Here is a 17,273-nt window from a genome sequence, read left to right on the forward strand (position 1 = left end):
TTAACCTGTATTTCTCATCCCTGCAGCAATCCCATTGATAGTTAGCAGGGCACCTCTTAACAATTCACTACGACTATACGTGCGTGCTATATCTCCACCAGAAGCAACAGTTTCACTAACAGGCGGTTGGCGGTTTTGATCACGTAATCGTCTCAACAAAGCAACCTGAAGAAAGCCCAGAGGTACAATAGTACGATTCCTAAGTTCTACGGATGCTTGTAAAGCAGGGTCTGCACTTAAGAGCTTTGATTTATCAGTAATACTTAAAATTAAGCGCTTAGTTAGAGCATATTCTTTAGAAATAATCTTGAAGATTTGAGTGAACGCCTCTTTATTATTTTGACTACCAAGACTGGTTACATAGTGATTAGCTACTTCCAGGTCAACTTTCGACAAGGTCATCTCTACCTTAGAAACCAACATCCGAAAGAAAGGCCAACGTTGATGCAACATTCTTAATAATTCAATCTGGTCTTGATCAGCTTCTAATTCAGCTGCCAAGGCTGTCCCTACACCAAACCAACTTGGCAAAAGAAACCTACTCTGAGTCCAGCCGAATACCCAAGGTATTGCTCGAAGACTTGATAATTGCTTCGTTCCAGATTTCCTACGGGCTGGTCGGCTAGAAATTTGTAATTTACTAATTTCTTCAATTGGAGTTACTTCCTGAAAAAAAGCTACTAAATCAGGATTATCATGAACAAGTGATCGATAATGCGATCGTGAACGTGCTGCCAATCTTGTCATTAGTTCATTCCAGGAAGGGGTAGCATCCAGTTGATTAGTAACCAAACTATTTTGTAAGACAGCCGTAGTAACCGTTTCTAAGTTATAAAGAGCAAGCTCAGGAAGGCTATATTTAGAAGCTAAAACCTCTCCTTGTTCAGTAATTTTAATTCGACCCTTCAAAGTACCACTAGGCTGAGCAAGTATTGCTTGATAAGCAGGTCCGCCGCCGCGACCAACAGAACCACCTCGGCCATGAAATAGACGTAAAGCAACTCCATATCTACTAGCAAGATTTTGTAGAGCAATTTGCGCCTGATGAATTTCCCAATTACTAGATAAAAATCCTGAATCTTTATTACTATCAGAGTAACCAAGCATAAGTTCTTGCAAAGGTTGAAGTTTTTCTCCTACACGAGGCAATAAATCCAAGTAGAACTTTGAAGCAAAAAGCTCTTCCATGACTGCTGGAGCTCTTTGTAAATCCTCAACCGTCTCAAATAAAGGAACTACAAGCAAGTCCGCACTGCCAGAAGAAACATCAGCCAGTCCAGCTTCTTTGGCCAACAAAAGCACCTCAAGCAGATCAGAAACAGAATGGCTCATAGAAATTACATAAGAGCTACAAATTCGACTACCAAACTCCTCCTGCAAACGATGCAGCATTCGGAACACTGCAATAGTCTCCTCAGTATTTTTAGACCATTCAACTGCGGAAGGAATTAACGGTCTTCGAGTTTGCAATTCTTCAGTTAGCCACTTGATTCTTTCCAGCTCCTCCATATCGTCATAAATTACTGGCAACTCAAGAAACTGTGTGAGTTCATTTAAAGCATCACTATGGCGATTGCTTTCTTGACGAATATCTAAACTTGCTAAAGAAAAACCAAAAATATGAACCTGGGTTAATAATGTATCTAATGGCTCACAACTTAATTCCGTTGCAACCAAACTATTGCGAATAAGTTCTAAATCACAACGAAATTCAGCAATTGAGGTGTACGAAAAATCTTCCAGAGTTTTCCCAGATGAACTTAAATAAGGGATAGCTTCGGGAACTGTCTTCCAACCTGCATCTGCAAGTTCTTGATTACGTTTATGGGTTAATTTAAGTCGCTGTAAGATATAACTTAATTTTAAGCGATAAGGCTCTAACCGATATCTAGCTGCTCTTTCCTCATAAACATCTGGGAAGCGTACTCGATCCATTTCAAGAGACTCTAATAACGGAGAACTAACCTGACTCCATTGCATTGAAATGCTTAATTGGTCTCTTAATTCTTGAACAGAGTTGATATAGCGCTCCAACATTAATTGACGCTGGTAGCAAGCTGCTCTCCAAGTTATTTCAGGCGTAACCGAAGGGTTCCCATCACGATCAGAACCTACCCAAGAGCCAAAAGTGCAAAAGGCTTCTGTAGGTATCTCTACATCTGGGTAACTTTTAGATAATGCTGAATTGATTCGACGTCGAAGCTGAGGCATCGCGTCAAATAAAACTTGCTGAAAATAATGAAGGGCATAATCTACTTCATCTAAAACAGTTGGCTTAAACTGATGTAATTCATCTGTACGCCACCAAAGCCTGATCTCTTCTTCCAATTGAAGTCTTAGACTTTCCTTTTCTGTCAACGAAATGACTATATCTGACTGAAGCCTCTGTAATAAATTCGCTACCCTACGTTGCTTATGACGAACGGTATGTCTCACTATTTCTGTTGGATGAGCTGTAAAAACCAACCGAATATCTATCTGCCTTAATAATTCTTCTAATTGGCCTGGAGGTACATTGAGGCGTTTTAAACGTTCAAAAAGCTCACTAAAGGTTGCTGGAGCAGTCTGACTAGCAAGTGGGGGTGCAAAAGGGTTTAATTCATTCGCAATATCATTTGACTTAAGACTGCTAATGCTTTCTAAATAAGTATCTTCTTCTATCCTCTGCTCAAGAATATTAACTAATTGAAAATATAAGGAAAATGCTCGTGCTGCAGAAATCGCCTCAACTAAATCCATCTGCTCAATTAACAAAACTATTTCGTCAACTGGATTTTTGGCATCTAAGTCTAATGAATGAATGGGATTACTTAATTCCTTAAGACGAAGTACTCGGTCTATTTGTTCAGCAGGACATTCACTCCGTAAAACTGTTTGCCAAAGGTCTTCAACAAGAGTCAATCTCGTTTGCAATAAATGTTGTTTAGCAACAGGATGATCTGCTAACGCAGGATTATCTCCTGATTGATGCTTATCAAGAGTGTCATTATTTGGCAAATTTTCTAGTTCAGATCTAGGCATAATCAATCAAATTCTACTGATGTTTGTCTTTTCAAGACTTCTTCACTTTCCATATCTTTAATAGTCTTTTTTAAAAGAGTTTGTAGTGATTCTCCTTTTGAATAAGAGTCAATCCATTGCATAGCTTGATTACCATTTTTTAACACCTCAGTAATAGGAGAAAGTTGCTTATAAAGGTCTAGCTGATTTGCCAAAGGTGTTACCTCCTCAAAGAGTTCTAATATCCATTGACGACAAGAAATTTCTTTCCCATCAACCCAGTGATTTAGAGTTGCATCCAGACTAAATCTTGCTGATGCTTCTTCATTCATAGCAATAAGTTTCAATAACTGTTGATCACTTAAACGTGTTGCGTGAAAAGGATCTAAATGACCTGGATTATTTAAAAGGCTCAAAACTCTTAATTCAAGCAAAGTTGTCACTGCTAAAAGTAAATCGCAGTTAGTGATGAGATCACAAATGCGCAATTCTAGGCGGTTTAATTCATATGGTCGGTTTGGGCCATTAGGCCTTACAGCAGTCCATAAATGCCGAGGATTGTGCATTGCCCCCTGCCTAAGTTGATCTTCTATCCAAGTAATATATTCCGCATGATTCTTAAATAGTGGAACTTCCCTAGGCGTTATTGGGAATTGGATCCATCTTTGAGAGTGAGCTCCAGTAATTACCCCATCCAAAAAGGGGGAGCTTGCACTAAGTGCTAAAAATAAAGCTGCCTCACACCTAAGCAATCTAAGCGCAGAAAAAAGGAATGATACGTCTTCAATCCCCAAATTGATATGAACACTTGCTGTGACAACCCTTGTCCCGTAATTCTTCTCTATATATTCATGGTAGGAGTTAGAAGTGTCAGATCTTTCAAATTGGTTACTATTCCCCAAAGTCAATGTACTACCAGGCAAAATTGTCAGATCGCGATGCTTGAGCCATTCTCTTAACTTTCTTCGGGGTTCTAGAAGTAGTTCTTTTAAATTAGAATAATCTCTTTCAGGTTGAGTAATATATTCCAAATTACGTTTATCAGGCTCTTTAACAAAATCGGAAAATTCCTTAGTTACTTCTGCAGAAACTCCAACATTTTCTCCAGAAAAGTGACCAGTAAATAATTCAACTTCAAAGCCTTTTAGTAATAAATTATTCATTAATTATCCTGCTGTAGACAACCTAAGGCATGAAGCATGCCTTTTGCTTTATTTATAGTTTCTTGAAATTCATTTGATGGAATAGAATCAGCCACAACGCCTGCTCCTGCTTGTACTTGAACACTTAACTCACCCTGAGCATTTCGGGAAACAACCATAGTGCGAATAGTGATAGCAGTATTTAAAGCTCCATTTAAGTCCATAGATCCATACACTCCCGAATATGGACCTCGAGAATCTCTTTCAAGCTCATTAATTAATTGCATTGCTCTTATTTTAGGAGCTCCCGAAACTGTTCCAGCAGGAAATGCAGCCATCAATAAATCCCAGACATCTTTCCCTTCTTCTAATTTTCCTTGAACCTCACTAACTATGTGCATGACATGTGAATACTTTTCGATAACCATTAACTCTTTCACTGAAACACTTCCCGGAATACATACACGGCCTAAATCATTGCGGCCCAAATCAACCAGCATTACATGTTCAGCCCTTTCTTTAGGATCAGATAACAGCTCAATTGCTAATTGTTCATCTTCTTCATTATCCTTCCCTCTAGGTCTTGTTCCAGCTATAGGGCGCAAACTTGCAGAAATAGAATCTTTATATGGCGTTGCTTGCACCATAACCTCAGGACTCGATCCGATTAACTGCCAATCACCAAAATCAAAGAACGCCATAAAAGGTGAAGGGTTCACCATGCGCAAGCTGCGATAAATTTCAAATGATTCATTAGTTACCTGAGTAGTTAATTTCTGACTTAAAACAATTTGAAAAATATCTCCACGTTTAATAAATTGCTTAGCCGAATTGACTGCGCTTTCGAATTCAGTTTTAGTTGTATTGCTCTGAATTGAAGCAGGTATATCTGTTGTCGAACTCCATCGAAGAGGTTTGATAGAAGGCAAAGGAGCTTCTAAAAGTGATTCTAAATATTTTGTTCCCTTTAAAGCAATCTCATAGGCCTCTGAAGGAGAGTCATGAAGCACTAGATCGCCATAAGAAACTGCATGGATCAGACGTTTGACTTGATCAAAAATAATAATTCTATCCATAAACATCCACACACCATCAGGCGGATCGTTCTTTCCTCTTGCAAACGTTGGAACAGTAGCTTCTATCCACTGAATTAATTCATAGCCCCACATCCCATACAATTGCCCGAGAAAAGGCAAGTCAGGGATCGGTTCTGAACGATAAGGTCTTAAACAATCTCTAAGGGTTTCAAATGGATTGCCGACAAATTCATCAGACTCTCCATTCCGCCAACTCCGAATTAATTTATCGCCATTAGCTTTTGCTACCCATAGTGGATCAGATGCTATAACACTCCATCTCCCAAGTGTTTCACCGCCTTCGACAGATTCCAATAAAACACCTGGAGGTTTACCTTGCCCAACTTTTAACCAGGTGGTGAGAGGAGTCTCAAGATCTGCAGGCCAACTCTCAACAAGGGGAATAAAAGTTAAGCCTCTAGAAGCAGCTTGTAAAAATGAATCACGATCAGAACTATGCATTTATGCATCATCGCAGCCTATTGGTATACGAGTAAAATTTAGGCAAAAATATTTCTTAGATTCGTACAGCTAAGAATCGAAAGTTTTCTTACCTGTAAATTTTATGCTTGCAGGATTTGGGTTCTCACCAATCCTACGAGGATTGTGATTAATAATGCTTCTACCTTCATTTACCTTCTCAGGGAATACTCCATCTTTAGGATGAAGAAACTCGGTATCTCCTCCAGGGAAAACTCTATATATTTTATAGTCTTCAATTCTTGGTTTAAATGACCTCAGCTGAGTTCCTAAAGCAAGACATTGTTCTTTACGAGCAAAATACATCAGGTTCTCGCCTTCGTTCATAACAGCTGCACCTCCAGTGGGTAGCTCAAAGGCCTGGGATTTTTTACTACTCCAGGTAATTGCATATTTTTCTTCGGTTTCCGCAGCATTAAGTAAACCACCGGTGCTTCCAATGCTTTGAGGAAGACTGCCTTTCAAAACTTCTGTCATTGCTGTTCTCGCAATTAGGCATTCAATTACAAATTGAAAGTAGCACTATCCTTTGTACCTTTTGTTACTTGCAATGCAGAACCTTCACACGAGTCAACATTAAGCAAGCATTATTTTGCTTCTGCGATCGGAAAAAAAACAATTAGCCCTCTATCCCGACGACTAGTCAAACGTCCTCCCAGACTTGCTAAAAGCCTCTGAGTAGCACCTTGCGTCAATTGCAAACTCCCAGTATTAGGGTTCCAACTTAAGACAGTTCCAAGATCAGAATTTTGCTCAATACCATGATGCTTTTTATACTTTTCGGGGGGGGATTCATCAATGATTTGAAGCTTTAAGCGCTGTCCTGCAGGCCTTAAAACAAGAGAAATTCTTCCTCCAGGAGGAAGGCCTCGTGTGTTTCTATCGATCAATCCTCCTAACATCAACTCCAACCTCTCCGGATCACTTAAAACCTGAGGTAAATCTGAAGCTATATCTAAATTCAACGCTAAACCCCTTCTATACAATTTTTCTTTCCATGCTGGATAAAGCATTTGAAGCATATTCCCTAAATCAGTGCTAGCTAAATTTGATTTCTTAGTTTCATTTCGTTCAAGCTCTACAGCATTAAAAATCAAACCAAATCTATCAATTTGCTCAGTGCATTCGGTATCAATCTGTTTAAGTCTAGAAATTACAACCTGAGAGAGGTCTTTTCTTCGTAATAAAGATCTTATAAGCGTTCTAATAGTTGCCAAAGGAGTCCTAACTTCATGGGTCAATGCTTCTAGCAGCAAGATTTCTTCACTAGTTTTTGTTTCTAATTGATCTAGATTTTCACTGTCTGGGAGAGTCTGAATGTTTAAGCTTGGGGCAATCCCTGCCATCCTGGAAGCAAGCAAGGGCCAAAAAATCTTTGAAAGATCTTCATTACTTCTTAATTGACCCAAATTGGCCAATGCTTCCCTCAGTTGATTGGCCTGATGAGATTCTTCACTATCAAGTCTTATATCTAACATAGTAAGCAAATCTTTAAATGTTTCAGGATCACTTCTCATAAGCAAATTTCTTTCACCAGGATTTCCTTGGAGAGCAATTGCAACTTGTACTTCAGGGGTAATAATTATTAATAAAGGGTCATGTCCATCATCCTTTAGTAAAGGGAATCTATTAAAATTATTTTTTTGAGAATTACTCTTTTGATTAATAGATCTCGCGCTAGATGGAGGAAGTAAAAAAGGATTAAGATAATTAAGATTAGATAACTCATCAGGAGCCCAAACCCAACCTTGAAGATGATCTAATAATCTTGGTTCATATAGTGCTGGCAAGGGAGAAGCAAGCCACAACCCTTTTGTAAGATTCATTGGGAGCAATATTTCATCCTGCAAAGTATCTAAGGCTGCCCACCATAATCTTCTAACAATTTGCTCATCAACTCTTCCTAGTGGGACCCCTTGAGCCATTCGCTTGTGAATAGAGCTAATTGAAATTTGATTAGTCACCAATTTTTATTAAATGATCTGCCTCTTCGAGCCACTGATAAACAAAGCCCTAGAGAAATGAAATTAACTAATAAGGCAGTTCGGCCATAACTCATAAATGGTAATGGAATTCCAGTTATGGGTCCAAGTCCTATAGTCATAAAAATATTAACAACAACTTGGAAGATAATCATTGAAGCCACACCTATTACAACCAAAGATTCAAAATCTGTATGCGCATCCCTCGAAATATTAATGAGTCTAAGTATAAAAATGAGGAAAGAGATGATGACAAAAAGTGTTCCTAAAAAACCAGTTTCTTCTCCTAGGGCACTAAAAATAAAATCTGTATGCTGTTCTGGAATAAAACGCAGTTTTGTTAACTGACCTTGAAATAAGCCAGTCCCAAGTATTCCTCCCGAACCAATTCCAATAGTGCTTTGAATTAAATGATAACCACCTCCCAGAGGGTCCTTAGTAGGTTCAATAAATAAAAGCAATCGATCTCTTTGATAATCTTTTAGACCATAATTCCATAGCCACGGGGTTAACCATGCAATTAGAGATTGTAAAGACATGATCAAAATTGCTGGTAAATTCTTCTTCCCTAGAGATTTGTAAGCCAAAAAACCTATAAAAGGTATCCACGCAAATAGGAGTAAAGGGAAAAGTCCTGATAAAATTGATGTGAATATCCCAGACAAAGAAATTAGTAGCCATTCAAGAGGCATCCCAGACCAATAAAGCATAATTAATAACACCGCACCAAATACAAGCGAGGTTCCTAAGTCTGGTTGAATAAATACTAAGAACCAAGGCAAACTTATTACTAGCAATGGTTTCCACAATTGTCGTGGAGAGTCAAATTTCTGACGCTCTAATAAGGCAGCTAGAACAACAATTAAAGTGATTTTTGCAATTTCTGAAGGCTGAATATTAACCCCTCCAAAACTCAACCATCTTTGAGCACCTAGAGCAGATACACCAAAAAATCTAACGGCAAGCAGAGCGGAAATCGTTAGAAAATATAAGGGCATTAAAAATAAACGTATCCTTTCTAAAGGCAATTGTGCTAAAAAAAAAGCAACCAATATACCTAATATTCCTGTGAACCAATGTTGGTACCATTGAGCATAATCAATATTCCTCTGTGTGCTAGCAATTAATAACCCTGATAAAAAGACTAGGATGATAGGTATTGTCCAAAGAATCCATTCAATATCTTTTAGTTTTCGGGGAGTAAAAGAGAATCTTCTGCTAAATTTTTTACTTTTAATAGGAGTCAAAGGACTAGCCATTATTTACATTATTATTAATACTATTTACAATCTTTTGTGAAATTTCTTTAAAAGCTTGAGCACTTAAAGAGTCTGGATGAGTATTAACTATAGGAGCTCCTTCATTGCCACTTTCTAGTACGTGTATTTCCATAGGCACTTTACTTAATAATGGAATATTATGTTCTTGAGCTAATTTTTCACCTCCTCCAGAACCAAATAAAGTATATTTTCTTTGGGGCAAATCAGGTGTGATGAATACAGACATATTCTCAATGACTCCAAGAATAGGTATCTCCATTTGCTTAAACATAACCAATCCTCTCCTTGCATCTTGGAGTGAAACTTTTTGAGGAGTAGTAACTATTATTGCACCTGTGATTGGGACTGCTTGAGCTAGTGAAAGTTGTGCGTCACCTGTACCTGGGGGCATATCTACAACCAAAAAGTCTCTCTCGCCCCAAGAAGCCTGGTACAGAAATTGTCGGATAATGCCATTAAGCATTGGTCCTCTCCATATCACTGGTTGGTCCTCATCAATAAGAAATCCCATAGAAACCATTGCTATCCCAAAACTTTCAATAGGCACAATTTTTTGATCTGCACCACTACCAAATACTTCTGGTGTTTGTTGAGCGACACCAAGCATTGTTGGGGTATTTGGACCATAAATATCAGCGTCTAACAAGCCGACTTTGTATCCACTTTGAGCAAGCGCGCAAGCAAGGTTGACAGAAACAGTGCTTTTGCCAACTCCTCCCTTGCCACTAGTTACTGCAATGATATTTTTAACGCCTTCTATAGATTGCAAGGGTTGAATTTGGCCATGTCCAGCTTTTCCAATTGATCCTTCTTCAGAAGCAGTGCCTAATTCAATTTGCACTTCATGAATGTCTTCTAGTCTTTCTAATACAGCTTTTGTTTCTTTAGCTATGCGCTCTCTTTGACTCTGCGCAAAATTTGGAAGCGTAAGCCTAAGTGTCACTCTCGGAGGTGCAACTCTGATCTGATTTAACCAACCAAGTTCAATTAGTGATTTCCCGCTACCAGAATCTTTTATTGAAGAAAGAGCTGTAATTGCCTCTGCGGCATTAGTCATAATTAGCAATTTTAATTCTTTAATCCTAAAGCGGTATTCTGCTGTGCCTATGTCCTACTCTCAAAAAGAAAATAGAGATATAAAAAATGTCACTACCAAAACCTCCTAGTAATTCTCGACAAAAAGCTAAAGAGCTTTTAATGGGTTTGCAAGATGAAATTTGTGAAGGACTTGAAAGTATAGATAAAGAAGGTGCCTTCCAGGAGGAATCTTGGATAAGGCCAGAAGGTGGTGGTGGCAGGTCTCGTGTCATGAGTGAAGGAAGAGTTCTTGAACAAGGAGGTGTGAACTTTTCAGAAGTTCAAGGAGAAGAGTTACCTCCATCCATAATTAATCAAAGACCAGAAGCCAAAGGCCATAAATGGTTTGCAACTGGAACCTCCATGGTTCTTCATCCCCGCAATCCTTATATACCAACAGTGCACCTAAATTACCGTTATTTCGAGGCTGGGCCAGTGTGGTGGTTTGGGGGCGGTGCTGATTTAACTCCTTACTACCCCTACTTAAGCGATACTAGACATTTCCACAAAAGCCATGCAGAAGCTTGTGATTCTATAAATCCTGAACTTCACAAGGTTTTCAAGCCTTGGTGCGATGAATATTTTTTCTTAAAGCATCGCAATGAAAGCAGAGGGGTTGGAGGTATATTCTTTGATTATCAAGATGGATCAGGCATACTCTATAAAGGTCCAAACCCTCAAGGCTCTGCTGCAAAGATTTCCAATGAGCTAGGTAAACACCCAATGTCTTGGGAAGAGCTTTATTCTTTAGCTAAAGCATGCGGAAAAGCATTCTTAAAGTCATATATTCCAATAATTGAAAAGCGACATAATCAAGTATATGGTGACCGTGAAAGACAGTTTCAACTTTACAGACGTGGCAGATATGTTGAATTTAATCTCGTGTGGGATAGAGGAACAATTTTTGGTCTCCAAACGAATGGGCGAACAGAATCAATTTTAATGTCTCTTCCTCCTTTAGTTAGATGGGAGTATGGCTACAAAGCAGAGCCTGGGTCCCGAGAGCAACTACTTACAGAAGTTTTTACAAAGCCTCAGGAATGGTTTCAAGATCAGGAGTTAGATGAAAGATGTCGCCCTTTGGGCGCTTTGGATTAAATAAATTTTTTTGATTAACTCCCCAGGAAATTGCGTTCACAACCCTTTCGGCTATTGCTTGAATGGTTGCTTCTCTAGTGTTTGTATCCCGTAAAGAATTCTCCAAAGCACCTTCTAGTTTGCCAATTTCTAGTAGTCTTATTTGCCTTCTAGGGCCTCCAAGACCTCCTCTAAAAAATAATGGATAACGGCCAAAATTCCTTGCTAAGGATTCGTCTATATTGTTCATTCTCGGAGATATAGGTGGTATCAAACCAGAGCCAAAACCATGGTGACCATATGAATCAAAATGAATTTCCAAAGGGTATCCTCCCTTGCGTGCATGTATAGCACCTACTGACCAGTTGGTATGTAGATTATTTGCATCAACAATAGTTCTTACTCCAGGATCATAAAAGCTTATATTCAATCCTTGTTCTTTCCCCAGCTTTACCACAGCACTACATACTTTCAAGTTCCAAAAAAGCTCATCGCTAATATTTGCATCCATTGGTGGAAGCCCGTTCAAATCAACTGCCTCCCCAGAAGTACCAGCTCCTTCAATCCCTTGAGAATCTGCGTGGCCAGCAAGTATCAGTATTGCAATCGAAGGAGATACTGCTTTATTACCAAACCAAAAACTCTTTTTTGGAAACTTTTCACCAAGTTGCAATTCACTCTTACTAGTCGTTAAAGAATGGTCAACTTTTTTGAAAGCAAGTTGTAGAAAGACGAAAATCCCAATGCTTGTTAACAAAAATAAGTTTAAAAGATGCAATTTAAGTCTGGACATTGTCAATTAAATAGGTGATGCAAGCAAAGAACCATCACTTTTTAAAACAAGTTTCTTTCCAAGCTCTAATTCCATTGCAATTAGCTCATCTCTATGTGCCCGTAAACGTAATACACTGCTTGACTCCTCCGTGACGCTAAGCAACTGGAGTTCCACACACTCAGTCCTAAAAGCTCTATACCTATAAAACAACCCTGCCAAAGGACCAAGCAAGAGAAGAGATAATGGCCACCAAGCAATTACAGGGAAGAGTTGGCAAAAAACCAATCCCAAGCAAGCCCCCCCAAGAGCACATAACAATGACAAGAAAACAGCCAACCAAGGGCTGTAAGAAACCTTTCCATTAAAACGCAAAACCTGCCTATCAATATCACCTCCCTCTCTGCGCCATCCTCTCGCTTCTAACCAATCACTAATTCCAGTAAGGACCTCCACAGGAGGCAATTCAGAAGCTATATCTACAATTGTTGTTCTATCTTTACTGGCAGCACGTAGAAAAAATCCTAAGCCAATGGCCAGCAAGATAGTCAAAGCTAACGTTGTGTTGTAAGAAGCAGTCGACATTCCCAAAGCAGCAAACGATAAATCAAGAAATGAATTCAGATGAAATTTAATCTCTACCACTAAATTTTAAAGACTTGCAACTGATTCTCTACATCTGTGCATTTCATCATTAAATAGTCCCTCGGAATAAAGAAAAAAGTTTAAATACAATATAAATTGTAAAATGCAGTTCTGTAGTCTTCAAAGATTTTTCAGACATCTAACTTTAAGACTCTTGTTTGTTGTCGTGCTAATGACCACTTATGCCTCTTCATCCCAACTCACCACATACGTTCAATATCTTTAATCAAGACCTGAATGAAGAAAGCTTTCGTAGATATAGCAAAAAACAAGCTCTAGCAATAGATACTGAAGCTATGGGGCTGATTCATGGAAGAGATAGGCTATGTCTGGTTCAAATTTGTGATGAATCAGATAATGTTACATGTATAAGAATTGAACAACATCAAACCTCAGCACCTCTTTTAAAAAATCTGATGGAAGATCCATCAATTCAAAAAGTTTTTCATTTTGCTCGATTTGATATTGCTGCAATGTCAAGCAATCTTGGAATCAAGGTTAACCCTAACTTCTGCACTAAAGTTGCAAGTAAGCTTGGAAGAACATATAGCCCTAGACATGGTCTGAAAGAAGTAATCATGGAACTTGTAAACGTTGAACTCGATAAGCAAGCTCAAAGTAGTGATTGGGGGGAAGTTAATGAACTTACAGATAAACAATTGATGTATGCAGCTAATGATGTGAGGTATCTACTAAAAGCAAAAGAAAAATTAGAACTAATGCTGAAAAGAGAGGATCGGTGGGAACTAGCTCAAAGATGCTTTCAATGCATACCAGTCATGTCAGATTTAGATATAAATCGCTTTGGGAACATATTCGAACATTAAAACTAATCTTCTACTAAAAAATTTTCTTCTTCAGCAAGTGCTTCGAGCAAAGTATCAAGTTGACTGGTTATTGAAGACTCTCCTTTTAAAGCTAAAGCTCTCGCTTCATCCAGCATAAGTTGAGCTACTTTCTTTCTAGAAGCTAAATCTTTAGCACCTTGCTTGGCAGCAACAATATCAATCTTCTTACTAGCAGCAGCAATGCTAATACTTAAGCAAGAAGCTAACTCCGCGCACACTTTCAAATAATCATGCTCCTTGATACCCGCCATAATCTAAAAACTATTAATACCTTATTAAAAACTTTAAAACAAATGATGCCAATATTGAACTACCACCCATGCAACCCATACGTCGTATACCTCTATTAGACAAATCACTTCTCAGAGCCTCATCATTCAGTAGTAACTCTGCAGATTCCGCCAAGTGAAGAGTACTTCTACACGGAATCACTGCTCCCCCTAGCAAGCGGCTCTGACGAATAGCAAATGATTTCTTAAACTGAGGTCCGCTGCCTGGCAAGGAAAGGCAAGGAGTCCCCAATCCAACCAATTGCTCAGTCGCAGTTCCTGCATTTGCAAGACCAATCTCAGCAAAAGCTGCCCAATCTTGAAATTTTTTAACTCCAATAAAAACCGAACACAAACCTTTTCTCCAACTGCTATCAAAGTGGAAAGTATTCTCGACAGAGGAAGCCTGAAGAAAGCCTAATGTTTTTAAAGAGTCTTCAATCTCAAATAAAGACGGCTCAGTTCCTACCGTCACTAATATTGCCAAAGGCTTTTTACTTCTAATTAGTAAAGCCGAACTCATTAAACGCCTAAAGTTTTTTAAGGCCTCAGGCATGCGGCTACCACAAAGCAATAAAATACATCTAAAGCTTTTCAATTCATTAGGGCATTCATTTAGAAGAAACCCATCCATCATTGGATTGCCAGGAGCAATAACATTGATGGATTGTCTTGCCAAACCTCTAGCTGTTAAGTGATCTCTAACTGCTACAAATTTACATCTATTAGACCTCATCAATACCCATTCCCAAGGATCCCATTCCGATCCTTTGAGTCGATGATAATAATCACTAAGTGATTGACTGGGAAGAGTCGCCCATGTGTAATCACTTTTTGGGGTACCTACAAAGCCATACAATCCACCAGTACTCCAGGCAAAAAACAAAGGTAACAAATCTCCCACAGCCAATACCGTCTTACCACTCAACACCGAACGTCTTACATAAACCCAATGCTTGAGGGTGAAATAAAATAGGCCTGCAAAAACATCAGAAAAAAAACCAGTCAGACTTTGATTACTAAAACCACCACTAGGCAAACGAAAAATAGGACCTTTTTTAACTAACCAATTCTCAGCAATCGCGGAGGCAAAAACATGTCCTTCTCCTACTAAAGGCAATACTTCAAGGTTTAATTCTGGTTCTTTGTCATGAATAGCCTCTAAGATTCTTAAAGCAATTAAATCTTCTCCATGCCCATTAGATAGAACTAAAACTTCCTTGTTAGGTTGATTGATAGCTTTTTCAAAAGTAAAATCATTCTGATATTCGGCGGCATGGCCAAGTGGTAAGGCAGAGGATTGCAAATCCTTTATCCCCAGTTCGAATCTGGGTGCCGCCTTTTTAAAACTGCGCTTGATTTTCTTGAAACCACGCTCTAGCAAAATGCTCCATTTGTAGCGTGTTGCAAGTTTCAAATTTTTTAGGTTTATAGAAAATAGTATGGCAATGAAAACATCTGCCTGATTTCATTTTGCCAAAGTTCTGGTCTATACACTACCAAAAGAATCCGTATCACTAGCCAAAGAAGGAGTTAATTAATATTTAAAAGATTAATAATTGTATGAAATAATAAACAAGAATCTATATCCAGAAATAATCAAATTAACAAAATATAGATAATAAATCCATCAAGAACTAGATGAATGAGTAACAACAGTTTTATTAAATGTCTAAGTATATTAGAGCTGAAATTTTTATCTTTCAGAAATTTTCTTAGCTGGCACTCCTGCTACTAATGAGAAAGCCGAGACATCCTTTGTTACAACAGCTCCAGCCGCAATTACTGCTCCTTTTCCTATCCTTACTCCTTTAGTAATCACACAATTAGATCCAATCCAGACATCATTTTCAATAACTATCTTGCCACTTCTATGACCCTGTAATTGAATTAATTTATCTCTCTGGCTAAAAATATGATCCGCGGCACGTAAAACAACATTGCTGCCGATTAAGACATCGTCACCAATGATTATTTCACCACTTGATGCTCCAATAATAATATTAGTATTCAATTTTAAATTATTACCAATCTTTATTTCACCTTTACAAGCATGCATATAAAGTCCTCCCATAGATGAAAAGTTCTTTCCTATAGAAATATTCTCTGGATTACTGATTGAAGAGCTAAATGCTTTGACACGAAAATTTTGACCGCAAGCTAAAAATGTATAAGCTATTAAATGCGAGAACAACCTGTCTAAAAGGTTTATAAATGTCTTCGTAGACCTTAGTATAATTAATGGAATAATTGACAGAGCCTTATTAGAAATACTATAAAAATCTTTCATATCTCATCTGGAATAGATGCTCAAACTACTAGAAAATATAAGCATAATCTTTTAGATGATCAAGTTTATAAAAGATTTAAAATGATCCTATAATTTTTTGCAGAATAGTTGCTTCTGCTATGAAAAAAAGCATTTATGGATAGGGGTTCCCGCAAATTCCCCGTTAAAGGGCGTCAAAAAATTGTAAGGGCATCTCAATTCCTAGCAGATGCCCTTGAGTCAAGATCATAGTTGGGGTGCATCTTGACTCCTTCTCTATTTCTAGAAACAAAAGAAGAAGTGGTCACTAAGTAAAAACTCCTGAATACAGCTTTATTGAAAAGTTTATTTAGCAAGGCTCAAGTCTCAATACAAACACAACAATATTTAGGCCAAAAAAAATGGGCCAAAAATCCCTAGAAATACTAATGGTAAAAAAAACTCTCGCAGGACAAACCATAAAAAATGGGCGCCCTCGACGAGCAGCGCCCTTATGGACAATTGTGTGAGGAGTGTCCTCCTTAACTATACCAATCTCAAAGGCACTTATAACAATTGTTTGTTTTTGTACAAAAAATCCTTGATGTGCAAATAATTTGCCTAAGTCTTTTTAGTCTCTTCTCACTAGGAGATAGCCTAAGAATTTAGCCTTTCATCATATTTCAGATGGTCTTAAGTAACTGGTATTAATTAGCTCAAACCATTGCAAGAGTTGCTGTTTGATAGATTACCAAGCTTTTAAGAAGCAATTTAGATTGGATCATTTCAGCATTTCCAAAAAAGGAAAGTTGACAATAAAGGAGAGTTAAAAATTTGCCAAGGATCTACCGTAGTCAAAAAGCTAGCTTGAAAATTATTAAGAAGTGTACTCTCTTAGTAGATCCTCTTATACAGTTAGACACCTTCTTCGTAATTATGGCAACTAAATTTCAGCCTCAGGACAATTTGTATGGTCTTTTTGTTGTAGTTGTTGTGTCAGGTTTTATTGTAGCTTCACTAGGCGCCCTACTAGGATATGAAAAAGTTTTCTTCCCATTCATAAATTAAAATTAGACAAAAACTAATTCACTGATAACAATTAAATAGCAAAAAAAATTCAAAGATATTTAATAAATTCTAGGTAATTAATAAGGAATTATCAATAATAGCAAAGTAAGCTAGTATTCATTGTCTGCTACGCAAATACCCAAACACCTTAGTCCATTGTTTTTTGTGCGTTTGCAATGTATGCAAAGGATTTTATCTTCCTCAGTTAATTGCAAAAGACTTTTTTCTAGATTATTTTTTTCGAAATTTTTATTAAACAAGTTACCCTTGCCTTCCTCACCGATATTAGACATTAGATCAGATCAAGTG

At 37.9% G+C, this 17,273-nt stretch carries 16 protein-coding genes and 1 tRNA gene; 4 read left to right on the top strand and 13 right to left on the bottom strand.

Features of this window, described 5'->3' with window-relative positions:
* The 7 genes from ppc to O5635_RS05750 all read right to left on the bottom strand — a co-directional run bounded on the left by ppc (position 1) and on the right by O5635_RS05750 (position 10,017).
* Positions 1-3,021 (bottom strand): phosphoenolpyruvate carboxylase, encoded by a 3,021-nt coding sequence (ppc, locus tag O5635_RS05720; RefSeq protein ID WP_036900699.1) that lies wholly within the window; start codon positions 3,019-3,021, stop codon positions 1-3.
* 2 nt (positions 3,022-3,023) lie between these two features.
* Complete coding sequence (gene gshA / locus O5635_RS05725) at positions 3,024-4,163, bottom strand: glutamate--cysteine ligase (RefSeq protein WP_036900702.1); 1,140 nt, start codon at positions 4,161-4,163, stop codon at positions 3,024-3,026.
* Entirely contained in the window at positions 4,163-5,680 is a 1,518-nt protein-coding gene (locus O5635_RS05730) for an anthranilate synthase component I family protein (protein ID WP_036900704.1), read from the bottom strand. Before O5635_RS05730 ends, gshA begins: the two co-directional genes overlap by 1 nt.
* 69 nt (positions 5,681-5,749) lie before the next feature.
* A complete protein-coding gene (locus O5635_RS05735) occupies positions 5,750-6,175 on the bottom strand; it encodes a photosystem I reaction center subunit II PsaD (RefSeq protein ID WP_036900706.1) in 426 nt (141 codons plus the stop codon).
* 110 nt (positions 6,176-6,285) lie between these two features.
* Positions 6,286-7,662 carry a sensor histidine kinase gene (locus tag O5635_RS05740; protein ID WP_152557257.1) on the bottom strand — a complete coding sequence of 459 codons (1,377 nt, stop codon included), beginning with the start codon at positions 7,660-7,662 and terminating at the stop codon, positions 6,286-6,288.
* Positions 7,659-8,939 carry a rod shape-determining protein RodA gene (gene rodA, locus O5635_RS05745; protein ID WP_081934253.1) on the bottom strand — a complete coding sequence of 427 codons (1,281 nt, stop codon included), beginning with the start codon at positions 8,937-8,939 and terminating at the stop codon, positions 7,659-7,661. The genes O5635_RS05740 and rodA overlap by 4 nt, the downstream gene beginning before the upstream one ends.
* Positions 8,932-10,017 carry an Mrp/NBP35 family ATP-binding protein gene (locus O5635_RS05750; RefSeq protein WP_036900709.1) on the bottom strand — a complete coding sequence of 362 codons (1,086 nt, stop codon included), beginning with the start codon at positions 10,015-10,017 and terminating at the stop codon, positions 8,932-8,934. The genes rodA and O5635_RS05750 overlap by 8 nt, the downstream gene beginning before the upstream one ends.
* A gap of 86 nt (positions 10,018-10,103) precedes the next feature.
* On the opposite strand from O5635_RS05750, the gene hemF reads away from it, so the two are divergent.
* Positions 10,104-11,135: an oxygen-dependent coproporphyrinogen oxidase gene (gene hemF / locus O5635_RS05755; protein WP_036900711.1), complete on the top strand. Its 1,032-nt coding sequence runs from the start codon at positions 10,104-10,106 to the stop codon at positions 11,133-11,135.
* Here hemF and O5635_RS05760 read toward each other — a convergent pair.
* Together O5635_RS05760 and O5635_RS05765 are read right to left on the bottom strand one after the other, a co-directional pair.
* Positions 11,062-11,907 (bottom strand): N-acetylmuramoyl-L-alanine amidase, encoded by an 846-nt coding sequence (locus tag O5635_RS05760; protein WP_193741989.1) that lies wholly within the window; start codon positions 11,905-11,907, stop codon positions 11,062-11,064. The genes hemF and O5635_RS05760 overlap by 74 nt on opposite strands.
* Before the next feature lie 6 nt (positions 11,908-11,913).
* Positions 11,914-12,471, bottom strand: a complete 558-nt coding sequence (locus O5635_RS05765) for a cofactor assembly of complex C subunit B (RefSeq protein ID WP_036901079.1) — start codon at positions 12,469-12,471, stop codon at positions 11,914-11,916.
* A 242-nt stretch (positions 12,472-12,713) separates the two neighbouring features.
* Here O5635_RS05765 and O5635_RS05770 point away from each other — a divergent pair, with 242 nt between their 5' ends.
* Positions 12,714-13,358 (top strand): ribonuclease D, encoded by a 645-nt coding sequence (locus O5635_RS05770; protein ID WP_036900713.1) that lies wholly within the window; start codon positions 12,714-12,716, stop codon positions 13,356-13,358.
* A gap of 2 nt (positions 13,359-13,360) precedes the next feature.
* Here O5635_RS05770 and O5635_RS05775 read toward each other — a convergent pair whose 3' ends face one another.
* Together O5635_RS05775 and O5635_RS05780 are read right to left on the bottom strand one after the other, a co-directional pair.
* Positions 13,361-13,630: a hypothetical protein gene (locus tag O5635_RS05775; protein ID WP_036900715.1), complete on the bottom strand. Its 270-nt coding sequence runs from the start codon at positions 13,628-13,630 to the stop codon at positions 13,361-13,363.
* A 13-nt stretch (positions 13,631-13,643) separates the two neighbouring features.
* Positions 13,644-14,954, bottom strand: coding sequence for a lipid-A-disaccharide synthase-related protein (locus tag O5635_RS05780; protein ID WP_081934254.1), 1,311 nt, complete (start codon positions 14,952-14,954; stop codon positions 13,644-13,646).
* On the opposite strand from O5635_RS05780, the gene O5635_RS05785 reads away from it, so the two are divergent.
* Positions 14,919-14,989: transfer RNA gene (locus tag O5635_RS05785), tRNA-Cys, on the top strand. The genes O5635_RS05780 and O5635_RS05785 overlap by 36 nt on opposite strands.
* A 355-nt stretch (positions 14,990-15,344) precedes the next feature.
* On the opposite strand, the gene O5635_RS05790 is transcribed toward O5635_RS05785, so the two are convergent.
* Positions 15,345-15,938, bottom strand: coding sequence for an acyltransferase (locus O5635_RS05790; protein WP_052042645.1), 594 nt, complete (start codon positions 15,936-15,938; stop codon positions 15,345-15,347).
* Between the two features lie 894 nt (positions 15,939-16,832).
* Between O5635_RS05790 and O5635_RS05795 the strand changes: the two genes are divergently transcribed.
* Positions 16,833-16,964 (top strand): hypothetical protein, encoded by a 132-nt coding sequence (locus O5635_RS05795; RefSeq protein ID WP_269607202.1) that lies wholly within the window; start codon positions 16,833-16,835, stop codon positions 16,962-16,964.
* A 110-nt stretch (positions 16,965-17,074) separates the two neighbouring features.
* Here O5635_RS05795 and O5635_RS05800 read toward each other — a convergent pair whose 3' ends face one another.
* Entirely contained in the window at positions 17,075-17,257 is a 183-nt protein-coding gene (locus tag O5635_RS05800; RefSeq protein WP_036900717.1) for a hypothetical protein, read from the bottom strand.
* Positions 17,258-17,273 lie beyond the last annotated feature (16 nt).

This window comes from Prochlorococcus marinus str. MIT 0919 (assembly GCF_027359375.1).
Taxonomy (GTDB): domain Bacteria; phylum Cyanobacteriota; class Cyanobacteriia; order PCC-6307; family Cyanobiaceae; genus Prochlorococcus_D.

What these genes read in the sequence shown, in the direction of transcription:
- hemF (WP_036900711.1), top strand. Translation starts at nt 10,104, where the DNA reads ATGTCACTACCAAAACCTCCTAGTAATTCTCGACAAAAAGCTAAAGAG.
- O5635_RS05735 (WP_036900706.1), bottom strand. Translation starts at nt 6,175, where the DNA reads ATGACAGAAGTTTTGAAAGGCAGTCTTCCTCAAAGCATTGGAAGCACC.
- gshA (WP_036900702.1), bottom strand. Translation starts at nt 4,163, where the DNA reads ATGAATAATTTATTACTAAAAGGCTTTGAAGTTGAATTATTTACTGGT.
- O5635_RS05800 (WP_036900717.1), bottom strand. Translation starts at nt 17,257, where the DNA reads ATGTCTAATATCGGTGAGGAAGGCAAGGGTAACTTGTTTAATAAAAAT.
- O5635_RS05750 (WP_036900709.1), bottom strand. Translation starts at nt 10,017, where the DNA reads ATGACTAATGCCGCAGAGGCAATTACAGCTCTTTCTTCAATAAAAGAT.
- O5635_RS05760 (WP_193741989.1), bottom strand. Translation starts at nt 11,907, where the DNA reads ATGTCCAGACTTAAATTGCATCTTTTAAACTTATTTTTGTTAACAAGC.
- O5635_RS05770 (WP_036900713.1), top strand. Translation starts at nt 12,714, where the DNA reads ATGCCTCTTCATCCCAACTCACCACATACGTTCAATATCTTTAATCAA.
- O5635_RS05730 (WP_036900704.1), bottom strand. Translation starts at nt 5,680, where the DNA reads ATGCATAGTTCTGATCGTGATTCATTTTTACAAGCTGCTTCTAGAGGC.
- O5635_RS05790 (WP_052042645.1), bottom strand. Translation starts at nt 15,938, where the DNA reads ATGAAAGATTTTTATAGTATTTCTAATAAGGCTCTGTCAATTATTCCA.
- O5635_RS05775 (WP_036900715.1), bottom strand. Translation starts at nt 13,630, where the DNA reads ATGGCGGGTATCAAGGAGCATGATTATTTGAAAGTGTGCGCGGAGTTA.
- ppc (WP_036900699.1), bottom strand. Translation starts at nt 3,021, where the DNA reads ATGCCTAGATCTGAACTAGAAAATTTGCCAAATAATGACACTCTTGAT.
- rodA (WP_081934253.1), bottom strand. Translation starts at nt 8,939, where the DNA reads ATGGCTAGTCCTTTGACTCCTATTAAAAGTAAAAAATTTAGCAGAAGA.
- O5635_RS05765 (WP_036901079.1), bottom strand. Translation starts at nt 12,471, where the DNA reads ATGTCGACTGCTTCTTACAACACAACGTTAGCTTTGACTATCTTGCTG.
- O5635_RS05795 (WP_269607202.1), top strand. Translation starts at nt 16,833, where the DNA reads ATGGCAACTAAATTTCAGCCTCAGGACAATTTGTATGGTCTTTTTGTT.